General features: G+C 63.2%; 15 protein-coding genes and 1 riboswitch. Of the genes, 7 read left to right on the forward strand and 8 right to left on the reverse strand.

The window, feature by feature from the left end:
- Window positions 1-58: 58 nt before the first annotated feature.
- Window positions 59-784, forward strand: a complete 726-nt coding sequence (locus AC1D05_RS10915; protein ID WP_477440751.1) for a YdcF family protein — start codon at window positions 59-61, stop codon at window positions 782-784.
- A gap of 109 nt (window positions 785-893) precedes the next feature.
- Here the strand turns inward: AC1D05_RS10915 and AC1D05_RS10920 are convergent, their stop codons facing one another.
- Window positions 894-1,526, reverse strand: a complete 633-nt coding sequence (locus tag AC1D05_RS10920; RefSeq protein WP_477440752.1) for a pyridoxamine 5'-phosphate oxidase family protein — start codon at window positions 1,524-1,526, stop codon at window positions 894-896.
- Between the two features lie 26 nt (window positions 1,527-1,552).
- Complete coding sequence (locus AC1D05_RS10925) at window positions 1,553-2,023, reverse strand: nuclear transport factor 2 family protein (protein WP_477440753.1); 471 nt, start codon at window positions 2,021-2,023, stop codon at window positions 1,553-1,555.
- A gap of 118 nt (window positions 2,024-2,141) precedes the next feature.
- Between AC1D05_RS10925 and AC1D05_RS10930 the strand changes: the two genes are divergently transcribed.
- On the forward strand, window positions 2,142-3,044 hold the full coding sequence (locus AC1D05_RS10930) for a LysR family transcriptional regulator (RefSeq protein WP_477440754.1): 903 nt from the start codon (window positions 2,142-2,144) through the stop codon (window positions 3,042-3,044).
- Between the two features lie 122 nt (window positions 3,045-3,166).
- The gene (locus AC1D05_RS10935; protein WP_477440755.1) at window positions 3,167-3,955 is read left to right on the forward strand and encodes a lysophospholipid acyltransferase family protein; all 789 of its coding nucleotides are present in this window, start codon (window positions 3,167-3,169) and stop codon (window positions 3,953-3,955) included.
- 19 nt (window positions 3,956-3,974) lie between these two features.
- On the opposite strand, the gene AC1D05_RS10940 is transcribed toward AC1D05_RS10935, so the two are convergent.
- The 3 genes from AC1D05_RS10940 to AC1D05_RS10950 form a co-directional block, all read right to left on the reverse strand.
- Window positions 3,975-4,601: a LysE family translocator gene (locus AC1D05_RS10940; RefSeq protein WP_477440756.1), complete on the reverse strand. Its 627-nt coding sequence runs from the start codon at window positions 4,599-4,601 to the stop codon at window positions 3,975-3,977.
- 91 nt (window positions 4,602-4,692) lie between these two features.
- On the reverse strand, window positions 4,693-5,640 hold the full coding sequence (locus AC1D05_RS10945; RefSeq protein ID WP_477440757.1) for an aldo/keto reductase: 948 nt from the start codon (window positions 5,638-5,640) through the stop codon (window positions 4,693-4,695).
- A gap of 122 nt (window positions 5,641-5,762) precedes the next feature.
- On the reverse strand, window positions 5,763-6,284 hold the full coding sequence (locus AC1D05_RS10950) for a gamma-glutamylcyclotransferase (RefSeq protein ID WP_477440758.1): 522 nt from the start codon (window positions 6,282-6,284) through the stop codon (window positions 5,763-5,765).
- A gap of 135 nt (window positions 6,285-6,419) precedes the next feature.
- Between AC1D05_RS10950 and AC1D05_RS10955 the strand changes: the two genes are divergently transcribed.
- Together AC1D05_RS10955 and AC1D05_RS10960 are read left to right on the forward strand one after the other, a co-directional pair.
- Window positions 6,420-7,418: a DUF2125 domain-containing protein gene (locus AC1D05_RS10955; protein WP_477440759.1), complete on the forward strand. Its 999-nt coding sequence runs from the start codon at window positions 6,420-6,422 to the stop codon at window positions 7,416-7,418.
- A gap of 7 nt (window positions 7,419-7,425) precedes the next feature.
- Window positions 7,426-8,352 carry a sugar kinase gene (locus AC1D05_RS10960; protein ID WP_477440760.1) on the forward strand — a complete coding sequence of 309 codons (927 nt, stop codon included), beginning with the start codon at window positions 7,426-7,428 and terminating at the stop codon, window positions 8,350-8,352.
- A gap of 138 nt (window positions 8,353-8,490) precedes the next feature.
- Here the strand turns inward: AC1D05_RS10960 and AC1D05_RS10965 are convergent, their stop codons facing one another.
- Window positions 8,491-9,426, reverse strand: a complete 936-nt coding sequence (locus AC1D05_RS10965; protein ID WP_477440761.1) for a prephenate/arogenate dehydrogenase family protein — start codon at window positions 9,424-9,426, stop codon at window positions 8,491-8,493.
- Window positions 9,427-9,432: 6 nt separating this feature from the next.
- The gene (gene hisC, locus AC1D05_RS10970; protein WP_477440762.1) at window positions 9,433-10,542 is read right to left on the reverse strand and encodes a histidinol-phosphate transaminase; all 1,110 of its coding nucleotides are present in this window, start codon (window positions 10,540-10,542) and stop codon (window positions 9,433-9,435) included.
- Between the two features lie 162 nt (window positions 10,543-10,704).
- A riboswitch (SAM riboswitch) is annotated at window positions 10,705-10,782 on the forward strand.
- Window positions 10,783-10,888: 106 nt separating this feature from the next.
- Here hisC and metX point away from each other — a divergent pair.
- Together metX and metW are read left to right on the forward strand one after the other, a co-directional pair.
- Entirely contained in the window at window positions 10,889-12,058 is a 1,170-nt protein-coding gene (metX, locus tag AC1D05_RS10975; protein ID WP_477440763.1) for a homoserine O-acetyltransferase MetX, read from the forward strand.
- Entirely contained in the window at window positions 12,055-12,669 is a 615-nt protein-coding gene (gene metW / locus AC1D05_RS10980) for a methionine biosynthesis protein MetW (protein WP_475456822.1), read from the forward strand. The genes metX and metW overlap by 4 nt, the downstream gene beginning before the upstream one ends.
- A gap of 12 nt (window positions 12,670-12,681) precedes the next feature.
- Here metW and AC1D05_RS10985 read toward each other — a convergent pair whose 3' ends face one another.
- Window positions 12,682-13,002 carry a DUF1330 domain-containing protein gene (locus tag AC1D05_RS10985; protein ID WP_477440764.1) on the reverse strand — a complete coding sequence of 107 codons (321 nt, stop codon included), beginning with the start codon at window positions 13,000-13,002 and terminating at the stop codon, window positions 12,682-12,684.
- Between the last annotated feature and the right edge of the window lie 251 nt (window positions 13,003-13,253).

The following is a 13,253-nucleotide window of genomic DNA, read 5'->3' on the forward strand; positions in this document are numbered from 1 at the left end:
TGCCGTAACGCAAAGTGCGTCTTTTCCCTACCAAAGGCCGCATTTCAGGATTAACCATATGGCCATGGACGTGCGGGACTCGACCGGGACGGCTGGACAGATGCCAGTGGTGGTTGCTCGTTTGCGCGACCACGGCGGGATTAGCCGTTTAAAGACCGCACTGCGGATATCCGGGCTCTCCCTCCTCGTCCTCGCAACCTTGTTTGCCGGCGGCTTCGGCTGGTTCGCCAGCAAGGTCGCCCATCTGACCACGCCCGCCAATCCGGCCAAGGCCGATGCCATCATCGTGCTGACCGGCGGCCAGTCGCGCCTCGACGCCGCCATGGATCTGCTGGCGTCCGGCAAGGGCGAGCGGCTGTTGATCAGCGGTGTGCATCCTTCCGCCAGCCGCCGCCAACTCCAAGTCGCGACCGGCGGCGACAAGAAGCTGTTTTCCTGCTGCGTCGACATCGACCGCGCTGCGCTCGACACGATCGGCAATGCCGAGGAAAGCGCCAAATGGATCGAAAGCCATGCCTATGGCACGGTGATCCTCGTCACCAACAACTACCACATGCCACGCAGCCTGCTGGAAATGGGCCGGCTGCTGCATGGCGCCAAGCTGGAGCCCTATCCAGTGGTCAATTCCAATCTGGACAATGGCGGCTGGCTGACCAAGCCGCGAGCGTTGCGTGTGCTGTTCACCGAATACACCAAATATCTGCTGGCGCTGGCGCGCGGCATCGTGCCGGTGAAACCAACCCCGGACGGCATTGCGCTGGCCGAGACCGCGGCCGGCGGCTGATCCAGAGCAATTCCAGGAAAAGTGTGAGCGGTTTTCCGTCAGGAATTGTGTCAAAACAAAGAGTTAGAGCGGTTCGCCGTTTCCATGAAACGGTGAAACGCTCTAGGTATCAGTCCTTCGCGGCAGCGCCGGAAACTCCCTTGAGACGCGCGACCTCCTGCTCGAGGTGCTGAATGCGTTTGTCCCGTTCACCAAGTGCTGCCGCGACATCAGCCGCCTCGAAGCGCTGCGGAATGTGTTGCGGGCAGTTGGAATCCCACGCCGAAACCGTGAACAGGATGACCTGTTCGGGCCGCGCCTTGTAATCCCCAGGCATCAGCCTCGCCATCAGTTCGGCATCGTTTTCGACGACGCGCGCCGTGCCCCAGATCTTGATGCGCTGGCGCAGCATGTAGTCGATCAAGAACAGGAAAGCGCGCGGATTGTCGGCCAGATTGCCTTGCGTGATGAACTGCCTGTTGCCGGAGAAATCCGCAAAGCCGATCGTCTTTTCGTCGAGCACCTTGAGAAAGCCAGCCGGGCCGCCGCGATGCTGGATGTAGGGCTGGCCGTCGCCATTGGCCGTCGATAGAAAGACGCTGGTCTGCATCTCGATGAAGGCGGCAAGGTCCGGCGTGATCACCGATTGCCAACCGCCGCGTTCCTCGACGCGGGCGTAAGACTGGCGCGAGCCCTTGCGTGCCTGGATCGCCTTGACCGTCGGCGTGAAGGCGACGTCGCTGGTGAATGCATGCGCGTTCATCGAAACCTCCTAGACCAGAGCGGGTTTTAGAGCCCGAGCCCGGACAATGTTGGGTGGTCATCCGGCCGGCGCCCGAGCGGCCAGTGATATTTTCGGTCGACCTCGCCGATCGGCATGTCGTTGATGCTGGCGATGCGCAGGCGCATCAGCCCGTGCTCGTCGAACTCCCAGTTCTCATTGCCGTAGCTGCGGAACCAGGAGCCCGAGTCGTCGTGCCATTCATAGGCGAAGCGCACGGCGATGCGATTGCCGTGAAAGGCCCAGACTTCCTTGATCAGCCGGTAGTCGAGCTCACGGCTCCATTTGCGCGTCAGGAAAGCCTGGATGGCATCGCGGCCTTGCAGGAATTCGGCGCGGTTGCGCCAGCGGCTGTCCGTCGTATAGGCGAGCGCGACCCGTGCCGGATCACGCGAGTTCCAGGCATCCTCGGCCATACGCGCCTTCTGCGCTGCTGTCTCGGCGGTGAAGGGCGGAAGCGGTGGGCGGCTTTCAGACATGGGAACTCCTTTGCTTGGCCATGCTGCAGACAAGGCCACGCCCAGCATATAGAGCCTTCCATTCCTGAAATGCAGATGACATATTTGCAATCAGTCCTTCCATTTTCCGGAAGAAGTGATGGATCGCCTCGAAGCCATGTCGCTCTTTATCGCCGCAGTGGAGGCCGGCAGCCTTTCCGCCGCGGCCCGCCGTTTCGGCATTCCGCTGGCGACCGTCAGCCGCAAGGTTTCCGACCTGGAACGTCATCTCAACACAAGGCTGCTGAACCGTTCGACGCGCCGGCTGACGCCGACCGATGCCGGCGAGGCTTATCTTGCGGCCTGCCGCCGCATCCTCGATGAGGTTGGCGAGGCCGAACGCGCGGCGGCGGGCGAATACAGCGCCCCGACCGGTGAACTGGCCATCACCGCGCCGGTGGTGTTCGGCCGCCTTCATGTGCTGCCGGTTGTGACCGGCTTTCTCTCGGCCTATCCCGACGTGGACATCCGCCTGACCCTGGCGGACCGCATCACCCAGCTGGTCGAAGACCATTTCGACCTCGCGCTGCGCATCGGCCAGTTGCCCGATTCGCGCCTTGTCGCCATGGGCGTCGGTTCGATCCGCCGTGTGGTCTGCGCCAGCCCGGCCTATCTGGCCGAACACGGCATACCCACGACCCCGGAAGACCTGAGCACCCACAATTGCATCACCTTCGAGGGACTGTCCTCCGCCGCCCCATGGGGCTTCACCAAGGGCAAGACGGAAGTCACGGTTCAGGTCCGCTCGCGGCTTCAGGTCAACACCGCCGAGGCGGCGATCGATGCCGCGATTGCCGGCGTCGGGCTAACGAAAGTGCTTTCCTATCAGGTCGATGCCGCGGTGCGGTCGGGCGTGCTGCGCATCCTGCTGCAAGAATTCGAGCCGGAACCGTGGCCGGTAAGCCTGGTGCATGCGGGCCACGGCCTGCTACCGGTCAAGCTGCGTGCCTTCCTCGATTTCGCCGCGCCGCGTCTGAAGGAGCGGCTGGCGCGATTGGGGTAGCGCGCCCGGGCTCCGCACCTCGCGCGAACCGTGCTTCGGCATCGGTCGGAACACGCTTGCGCCATTTCCTTTTTCCCCGCGCTTGGTGTAACCAACGCACACTTCCTCACCGGACCTCCCCCATGCTCTATGTCAGATCGCTGGCGTTCAATTTCGTCTTCTACGTCAATCTGATTGTCCAGATGATCCTCTGGACCCCCTATTATTTCCTGTCCCCTCGTCACCGCGCCTGGTTCGTGCCGAAATTCTGGTCGCGCAGCTGCATGTGGCTCTATGACAAGATCGCCGGCACCAAGAGCGACATCACCGGGCAGGAAAACCTGCCCGAGGGCTCCTTCATCCTGGCGCCCAAGCACCAGTCGTTCTGGGATGCGATCGCTTTCTTCCCGTTCCTTCAGGATCCGCTCTACATCCTCAAGCGCGAGCTGACCTGGATCCCGTTCTTCGGCTGGTACATCATGAAGATGCGCATGATCCCGGTCGATCGCGGCAGCCGCTCCAAGGCCTTGAAGGCGGTGGTCGCGGCGACCAAGGAAGAGATGGCGCGCAACCCACGCCAGTTGATCATCTATCCCGAGGGTACACGCCGGGCGCCGGGCGACGAGCCGGCCTACAAATACGGCATCGTCGAAATCTACGCACAGCTTGGCGTTCCGGTGGTGCCGGTCGCCCATGTCGCCGGCCTCTATTGGCCGCGCCGCAAATTCCTGCGCTATCCCGGCACCATCAAGGCGCGCTTCCTGCCGCCGATTCCACCGGGCCTCGGCAAGGACGAGTTCATGGCGCGGCTGATCGGCGAGACGGAAGCGGCCTGCGACCAGATGCTCGTCGAGGCGTCCCGCGCACCCAACCCGCCGGCCTTGCCGCCGAGCGCGGTGAAGCGGTTGCGGGAGCTCGGCGCGAAGGCCTGAAGTCCCTACGGCCAAGCAGTCAGCCATAGACGGCCAGCACCGTGGTCAGCACCAGCGTTGCGGCGAAGATCAGATTGATGATCCGCGAGGCGACAGGCTTGCGCAGGAAGCGCGCGAACGCCGCACCGGCAAGCAGCCACACGGCGTGGATGACAACGATCATCGCCGCCAGGACCGTCAGCTTCAGCCATAGGCCAGGTTCAGTACTGCCCTGGTTCGACGAGGCGCCGGCAAAGACTGCGGCGATCGCCACATAGGCTTTGGGGTTGGCGACAGCCAGGAGAAAACCGGCCAGCCAGGTCGGGTGCGTAGCCTCGGACGCGCGTGCCGCCAGCGGCGGCGCCGTGGCGATCTTGAAGGCAAGATAGAGGATGTAGGCGGCGGACGCGACAACCAGCAACGGCGCCAGCCTGGGCATCGACCCAAGCACGGCCATGATCCCGGTCGCCACCACCAGCAGCACCGCGATCGTGCCGAGAACGATCCCCAAGGTATAGCGCAGCGAGTGGCTCAGGCCGAAGGCGGCACCAACGGCGGTGACGCTTATCGTTGCCGGGCCTGGACTGCCCATGACCACCGTGGCGGCAAGCACAAATGCGAGCAGCGGTCGCCAAAGCTCCGGCTGCGAAAGAAGCGGCTCAGTCATTCCACCCTCTGTCTTGCCTTGAGCGCAGGACGTTATGGCAAGACAGGAGGGTGGTCTTGGACGTTCGTGCGTAGCACGGTGGCGGGAGGCCTCAGCCGCTCGCCTTGTCGAGTTCGGCCATGTCGTCGGCGGTCAATTTCAGTGACGCCGCCTTGATCAGACTGTCCATCTGGTCCGGCTTGGTGGCGCTGGCGATCGGCGCGGTGACGCCTGGCCGCGCGATAACCCAGGCAAGCGCGACTTCCGCTTGCTTCGCCGAATGCCTCGCCGACACCGCATCGAGTGCGGCCAGGATGCGCATGCCGCGCGCGTTGAGATAGTCCTTGACCCCGCCGCCACGCGGGCTTTGGCCAAGATCGGCCTCGCCGCGGTATTTGCCGCTTAGGAAACCCTTGGCCAGGCTGAAATAGGTGATAACGCCGATATCCTCGGCCACACACAGATCGTGCAGCGGCCCATCGAACGAGGAGCGGTCGTAGAGATTGTATTCAGGCTGCAGCACCTCGTAGCGCGGCAGGCTGCGCAGGCTCGCCACGTCGAGCGCCGCCCGCAGTTGGCCGGCGTCGAGGTTCGAGCAGCCGATATGGCGGACCTTGCCCTTGGCGAGCAGCTTCTCATAGGCGCCAAGCGTTTCCTCATAGGGCGTGGCCGGGTCCGGCCAGTGCGACAGATAGAGGTCGATAACATCGGTCCGCAGCCGCTTCAGCGAGGCCTCGACTGCCTTTTCGATATAGGCGGCGGACAGGTCCTTATGGCCCTGCCCCATATCAGAGCCGACCTTGGTGATCACCACGACCTTGTCGCGGTTGCCACGGTCCTTCATCCAGTTGCCGATGATGGTTTCGGATTCGCCGCCCTTGTGGCCGGGGACCCAGCGCGAATAGGCGTCCGCCGTGTCGACGGCGTTGAGACCAGCCCCGACGAAGCGGTCGAGCAGGTCGAAAGATGTCTTCTCATCGGCAGTCCAGCCGAAGACGTTGCCGCCCAGGACCAGCGGCGCGATGGAAAGCTCGGTGCGACCAAGACGGCGTTTCTGCAAGACGGATCTCCATGAGGATTGGGGCCGGGCGGATGCCGCCCGCTGGCTGGGGTTCGGAGCCTAACCTAGGTCTCGCCGCACCAAGGTCAAAGGCCTGGCAACCTTTTCCGCAGTGCCAGCCTTCACAAAGGCGCTATCCCCCGGACCACTTCCTCCAGCCAATGGTCGCGGATACCAAGCGCTTCCAGATGCTTCAGCGTGCTGAGCACATAATCCTCATTGTTGCCGGATTGGCCGACCGCACCGCGCACCACGACCGCAGCATGCGCGGCGTCCAGCCCGCCGGCATATTGCTCATGCTTGCGGTCGACGATGTAGGCTACGGCTTCGACCATGCCGCCGCCATCGAGGCGAACCTTGAGCATGCGCTCGAGATAGACTGATGTGACGAGCTCGCGCTCACGCAGATAGGCGATGACCTCGTCGCGCAATTCGCCTGGCACACGGAAAGCCAGGCCGACGCAGGAACCGCCATGGTCGAGGCCAAGCACCAGTCCAGGCCGCTGGCGCGTGCCGCGATGCACGAAGGAATAGACACAAAGCGAGCGGCGGTAGCCATGCAGCCGGGCGCGTCGTGTTTCGACATGCGCAAAACCCGGCCGCCAGATCAGCGAACCGTAGCCAAACACCCAAAAATCGCCCATATCGCCGCGCCTGATTGTAAAAGATTGCCGACACCGCATCTGAATCGGTGTTTTTTCCGTCCGTGTCTGTCTACCTATTGTTGTCGGAATCGAAGCTCCGTCCACCAACACCCATGCGTTAATGAGAGCCAAAGCATGACGTCAAGTGACGAACGCCAACCAAAGTCCCGCCGCGGCCTGTTCTGGCTCGTGGCGTTCATCGTTGTGCTGTTTGGCATCTACAGCGGTGGTTGGTTCTACCTGGCCAACAGGGTCAGGGCTGAGGCCGACAAGGCGGTTGCCACGCTCAACAAGAGCGGCATCGAGGCTGGCTGCGCCAACCTCCAGGTCAGCGGCTATCCCTTGAGCTTTACCGTCTCCTGCGACAACCTCGCCTACGAGGACGATGCCAAGAACATCGCCGCGTCGGCCGGCTCCTTCAATGCCGTCGCCCAGATCATCCAACCCCTGTCCCCGGTTGCCAATCTGCGCGGACCGCTCAGGACTTCGGTCCCGGGCATGATGCCGCTATGGATCGACTGGGACAATCTGCAGGCCAACGTCAAATTGTGGTACCCGCTGCCGCAGCGTATAGCGTTGCAGGCCGAGGGTCTGTCCGGCCAGACCGATCCGGCCGATGACACCGATCCGGTTGAACTGTTCAGCGCCGGCAGGGCAGCCGGCCAGTTGCAGCCGAATGGCGGCGATCTCGACTATGTCGGCAGCTTTGGCGATCTCGAGATCGATCCGGATGCGATCGGCGGGCGCGTGCTGCCGGCGCTCGATGCCAGCGGCGATGCTACGCTGAAGAATGGTGTCACGCTGATCGGCACGCAGGTGAAGAGCCTGCGCGGCCAAAGGATAGAGATTCGCAACCTCGATTTGTCATCAGGCACGGCCCGGGTTACCGTTTCCGGGCCGCTGTCGGTCGATGCCGAAGGCCTGGTCGACGCCGATCTGATGATCCGGATCAAAGATCCGAAGGCCGTGGCATCTATCCTTGCCGGTGCCATACCCGAGCAGAAAAATGCGATCGAGCAGGGCTTTGCCGCCCTCGCCTTGCTCGGCAGCGAACCGTCGATGCCGCTGAAAGTGGTCAAGGGCAAGGCCTCGCTCGGCTTCATTCCGCTCGGCAAGATCAAGCCGGTGCAATAGCGCGGCCATGGCAAAACCGGTGAGGCTCCTGAGTGTCGGCGCGCTGACGCTGGACACCATCCTGCGTGTCGAGACGCTGCCGACGCATCAGGGAAAATTCATTGCCTCCGACGGTGTCCAGATCGCCTCGGGCATGGCCACCAGTGCTGCCTGCGCCGCGCATCGCCTGGGTGCCGACGTATCGCTGTGGGCGAGCGCCGGCGACGATCCCATCGGCGATCAGCTGATTGCCGGGGTCGAGGCCGAAGGCGTCGATTGCACCTATGTCCGCCGCGTCAGCGGCGCGCGTTCGGCACTGGCCTCGATCCTGGTCGACGCCCATGGCGAGCGCATCATCGTGCCTTTCTATGACAGCCTGGCCCAGACCAATCCCGAGGCTCTGCCTTTCGCAGACATCGCTGCGTTCGATGCCGTGCTGGTGGACGTGCGCTGGCCGGGTGCCGCGGCCCTTGCTCTCAAGGCGGCGCACGCCGCCGGCCGGCCGGCGATCCTCGATGCCGACACCGCGCCGCTGGCGGTGCTGGAGCAGCTGTTGCCGCTGGCCTCGCACATCATCGCTTCCGAGCCGGCGGTCCGCATCATATGCGGCCAGGCGCTGGATCTAGAGACCGCTTGCACCGACATGGCCTCCCGCACCGACGCCTTCGTCGCGGTCACCGGCGGCGCGACAGGCACCTGGTGGTTCGATCGCGCGGCGCAATCATCCCGACATGTCGCCGCGCCAAAAATCAAAGCGGTCGACACGCTGGCGGCGGGTGATGTCTTCCACGGCGCCTTTGCCGTCGGGCTGGCCGAAGCCATGCCGGTCGAGCAGGCCTTGCGCTTCGCCAGTGCCGCCGCCGCGCTCAAATGCCTGCGCTTCGGCGGCAGGCTGGGCGCACCGAACCGGGCCGAGACGCTGGCGATGGTCTCGGCGACCTGGCCGACACCCTAACAACGCTAAGGGAGTTGAGATTGAGGTCAGGCCGAGTCGAAAATGGCTGATGCCGAGAACCGGAGCGGAGCGTACTTTTTGTACGTGAGCACCGGAAGCGCAGGCGTCAGCCATTTGCAGGCCGGCCTCACCTGAATATCAGCTCCCTTTGGGATGCTCGACCGCCTGACGGCCAAAGTCGGGCGTATCGATATCCTGGCCGGCCTCGATGATCGAGCGGCGAACCGCGCGGGTGCGGGTGAACAGGTCGAACAGCTTGTCGCCGTCGCCCCAGCGGATCGCGCGCTGCAGGAACGCCAGATCTTCCGAGAACCGCGCCAGCATTTCGAGGATGGCGTCCTTGTTGTGCAGGCACACATCCCGCCACATCGTCGGATCCGAGGCGGCCAGACGCGTGAAGTCGCGAAAACCGGAGGCGGAATATTTGATCACTTCCGTCTTGGTCACCGATTCCAGGTCGTCGGCGGTGCCGACGATGTTGTAGGCAATGATGTGCGGCAGATGCGAGACGATGGCCAGCGTCATGTCATGATGCTGCGGGTCCATCGTGTCGATGTTGGCGCCGCAGCGGCGCCAGAATTCCGACAGCTTCTCTAGTGCATCCGGATCGGTGCCCGGCACCGGCGTGAAGATGCACCAGCGATTGTCGAACAGGTCGGCGAAACCGGCATCAGGGCCGGATTTTTCCGTGCCCGCCAGCGGATGGCCGGGAATGAAATGCACGCCGTCAGGCACATGCGGCTGCATCTGCGCGATGACGGAGGCCTTGGTCGAGCCGACATCGGTGAGGATCGCGCCCTTCTTCAACGCCGGCGCGATCTCCTGCGCCACCGCGCCAGACGAGCCGACCGGCACCGAGACGATGACCAGATCGGCATCACGCACCGCTTCCTTCGCATCTGTCGTGTAGCTGTCGCCCAGCCCAAGTTCCTCCGCCCGCGCCAGCGTCGCGGCGCTGCGGGTCGAGATGGCGACATGGTCGGCGAGGCCCTCGCGGCGGATGACGCGGGCCAGCGACGAGCCGATCAGGCCGATGCCGACCAGTGCGATCTTTTCAAACATCGGTGAGGTCATGGCGCTCTAGCTTTTCAGGAATGTCGTGAGCGCGGCGACAACGCCGCGATTGGCCTCTTCGGTACCGACGGTCATGCGCAACGCGTTGGGGAAGCCGTAGCCGGAAACGCGCCGCAATATATAGCCGCGCGCGGTCAGGTAATCGTCAGCCGCCGCCGCCGAATGCTTCTGGTCGTCGGGAAAATGAATGAGCAGAAAATTGCCGACGCTGGGCGTCACCCGCAGCCCGAGCCCGGTCATCTCCTGGCTCAGCCAGGTGAGCCAGGTCTCGTTATGCGCCACGCTGCGCTCGACATGGGCGCGGTCGCGGATCGCCGCGATGCCAGCCTCGATCGCCGTCGCATTGACATTGAAGGGACCGCGCACGCGGTTGATGGCGTCGACGATATGCATCGGGCCATACATCCAGCCGATCCGCGCGCCACCCAGGCCGATCTTGGAGAAGGTTCGGGTCATGACCACGTTCTCGGCGCCGCCGACCAGTTCGATGCCAGCTTCATAATCATTGCGGCGGACATATTCGGCATAGGCCGCGTCGAGCACCAAAAGCACATTGCGGGGCAGGCCGGCATGCAGGCGGCGCACCTCCTGGAACGGCACATAGGTGCCGGTCGGATTGTTGGGATTGGCCAGGAACACGATTTTCGTACGCGGCGTGACGGCGGCCAGCATCACATCGATGTCGGCGCGCTCGTCGGTCTCCTTGACCGCGATCGGCGCAGCACCTGCGGACTGGACGTAGATCTTGTAGACCATGAAGGCATGTTCGGTGAAAATCGCTTCGTCACCGGGCGCGAGATAGGTTTGTGCCAAAAGGCCGAGAATCTCGTCGGAACCGTTGGAACATATGATGTTCTGCGCGTTGAGGCCGTGCACCTCGGCGATCGCCTCGCGCAGCCGTTTGGCGGTGCCGTCGGGATAGATGTCGAGTCTGGCGGCAACCTCGCGCGCGGCTTCGATCGCCTTCGGTGACGGCCCGAGCGGGTTCTCGTTCGACGACAGCTTGTAGACCTTGGCGACACCGGCCGGTGCGGCGCTCTTGCCGGGCACATAGGCGTCGATGTCCATGATGCCCGCGCGCGGGGTTGGACGTGCCTGATCCAATGTCTTGTTCATTTTTTGCAAAATCCGTCGAAAATGCCTCCATCCGGAGGCCGCAGCGGAAATACAAGTCATGGCCCGCAATGTCGAGAGGCGGCAGTGGTGCCAGCAGTTGGCCTGGCAACCGGCCCAGACAGCCGCCATTGACGACAGGGCGGGCGAGTTCTAGAAGGGCAGCGACAGTTCCGTGGTGATTTGGCCGGTCGGCTTGCAGCCACGTTAAACAATTCGCTAAAGGGCCGTTTGCGTGACGTAACCGGCTTTGCGAATGGCAATGCCGGTTTTTTATTGTCCGCGGCCGGCCGGACGGACGCATCGGCGGCGATTTTTCGCCTGATATGATGCAGCAAGTGAGACGAGAATGGCCGCTCTGCGCGCAGGAAAGACCAACAACGAGGCCGACCAGCCGTCGAGCCCGGTGTTGCGCTTCGGGTCCGACAAGCCGCTCAAGCTCGACGCCGGCACGCTTTTGTCGCCGTTCCAGATCGCCTACCAGACCTATGGCACGCTGAACGATGCCCGCTCCAATGCCATCCTCGTCTGCCATGCGCTGACCGGCGATCAGCATGTCGCCAACACCAATCCGGTGACCGGCAAGCCGGGCTGGTGGGAAGTGCTGATCGGCCCCGGCAAGATCATCGACACCAACCGTTTTTTCGTCATCTGCTCCAACGTCATCGGCGGCTGCCTTGGCTCCACCGGCCCGGCCTCGACCAATCCGGCCACCGGCAAACCCTACGGGCTCGACCTGCCGGTCATCACCATTCGCGATATGGTGCGCGCGCAGCAGATGCTGATCGACCATTTCGGCATCGAGAAACTGTTCTGCGTGCTCGGCGGCTCGATGGGCGGCATGCAAGTGCTGGAATGGGCGTCGTGCTATCCCGAGCGCGTCTTCTCGGCACTGCCGATCGCCACCGGCGCCCGCCATTCCTCCCAGAACATCGCCTTCCACGAGGTCGGCCGGCAAGCCGTCATGGCCGACCCGGACTGGCATGGCGGGAAATATTTCGAGCACGGCCAGCGCCCGGAAAAGGGCCTGGCGGTGGCGCGCATGGCCGCCCACATCACCTACCTTTCGGAAGCCGCCCTGCACCGCAAATTCGGCCGCAATTTGCAGGATCGCGACCACCTGACTTTCGGCTTCGATGCCGACTTCCAGATCGAAAGCTATCTGCGCCACCAAGGCATGACCTTCGTCGACCGTTTCGACGCCAACTCCTACCTCTACATGACGCGGTCGATGGACTATTTCGACCTTGCCGCCGACCATGGCGGCCGGCTGGCGGACGCCTTTGCCGGCACCAAGACCCGCTTCTGCCTGGTATCGTTCACATCGGATTGGCTGTTTCCAACCGAGGAGAGCCGTTCCATCGTGCACGCGCTTAACGCCGCCGGCGCATCCGTATCCTTCGTCGAGATCGAGACCGATCGCGGCCACGACGCCTTCCTGCTCGACGAGCCGGAACTGTTTGCCGCCATCAACGGCTTCATCGGCTCGGCGGCCCGGGCGAGAGGGCTCACATCATGAGCGTCAACGGCAGCCAGCGCGTCGACCTCGAGGTCGTTGCCAACCTCATCCCGCCGCAGTCCCGCGTGCTCGACGTCGGTTCGGGCGACGGCTCATTGCTTGAATTGCTGCAGGATACCAAGCAGGTCGACGGCCGCGGGCTTGAGCTGTCGCAGCGCGGCGTCAATGAATGCGTGGCGCGCGGCCTCTCGGTCATCCAGGGCGACGCCGACAAGGATCTCGAATTCTATCCCGACAAGGGTTTTGACTTCGTCGTCCTGTCGCAGACCTTGCAGGCGACCCGCAACCCGAAGCTGGTGCTCGACGAACTGCTCAGGATCGGCGACCGGGCGATCGTGTCCTTCCCCAATTTCGGCCATTGGCGGGTGCGTCTGTCGCTGTTCGTCAAAGGCCGTATGCCGGTGACCCAGGACCTGCCCTATTCCTGGTACGACACGCCCAACATCCATTTCTGCACCATCCGCGACTTCGTCAATCTGTGCGAGGAGCTCGGTGCGACGGTGGAAAAAGCGACCGCGCTCGACGCAGCCGGCCAGAAGATCGGCTTGTCGATGCCCTGGTGGTTCTGGAATTTCTTCGGCCAGCAGGCGGTGTTCTTGCTGAAGCGATAGGGCACGGCACGTCTAGCCAAGCACATCCGTAGCCTTGTGCGGATGCTCGACGCCGTCAACGATGATGACGTCGGAGTCCGAATTATCGGTGCGCAGTGGAAGGATCGCCCGGTAGGCTGGCGAATTGTACCAGCTGTGCACCTGATGCCGGTCGGAAAATTCGATGATGATGAGGTTGCCCGGCCAATCGTTCTCGATCACCTCCACGTCGCCGCCATGGACCAGGAAACGGCCGCCGAAAGGTTCCAGCGTGGCATCGATCTTGTGCAGATACTCGACGATCTGCGGGCCTATTGTGACTTGGCGCATATGGGCAACGGCGTAAGCGGTCATGACGGTACTCCCTTGTCGATCGAGGCCGATTTGCCGGCCTCATGACTGCAGATTGCCAAAGGAAGTGACGGACTTCGATTACGCCTGAGGTAATAGGAGCGATATCGACGCTGCGACCGAATCAGTCCTCGATCGCGCGGAACTGCATCCCTTCCGACCTGCTAACGTGTTGCTATTGGGGCGCGAAATCTCAAATTCGACGTTTCAGGCCGGTCGCATTTCGCATCGTGGGATGACATACGAAGATGTTC

The sequence above is a fragment of the Mesorhizobium sp. P2_E9 genome (assembly GCF_056403815.1).